This is a genomic window from Aliihoeflea sp. (assembly GCF_052435475.1).
In the GTDB taxonomy this organism is placed as follows: Bacteria; Pseudomonadota; Alphaproteobacteria; order Rhizobiales; family Rhizobiaceae; genus Aliihoeflea.
On sequence record NZ_JBQVMV010000056.1, the window covers coordinates 1 to 546 of the forward strand.

A 546-nucleotide genomic window follows, 5' to 3' on the forward strand; every position below is an offset into this window, starting at 1 on the left:
GTGCATGGACATAGTCGGTCGCCGTCGGAATATCGGCGCCCTTGTCGCGGCCGTAATGTTCGAACAGCCACGGGTTGTGGTTGCGGAAACTGCCGGGGTGAATCTGCATGACGAGCCCGTCGTCGAGGCTCATCCCCGCCATCACCGTCAGCATATGCGCGCGGAACAGTTCGGCATCGGCGGCGCTGACATTGGCACCCGTGACACGCGCAAACAACGCTTCGGCCTCGGCGTCCGACAGGTCGGCGGTCGCCGCGGTCGGATGGCCGTGATCGGTCGAGGTTGCGCCCATCTCGGCGAAGAAGGCGCGGCGATTGCGGTGCGCGGCGAGGTATCCCGCGTAGCTGAAGGCGTCCTCGCCCGAGAGGTCGGAGAAGCGTGTGAGATTGTCGCGAAAGCCTTCGAACTCGGGATCGACGACCGGATCGGGGCGATAGGCGGTGACCACCCGTCCCGCCCACTCGCCGCTGGCGTTGGCAGCGCGAATAGCCGCGTGATGCTCGAGCGTATCGAGCGGGCTTTCGGTCGTTGCGATCACCTCGATCC

General features: G+C 65.8%; 1 protein-coding gene. It reads right to left on the bottom strand.

All coding sequences use genetic code 11. The features are described 5' to 3' along the window. Window positions 1–546, bottom strand: a 546-nt coding sequence (locus ACT6QU_RS19520) for a glucuronate isomerase (RefSeq protein WP_444837037.1), incomplete at both ends; no start/stop codon positions are given.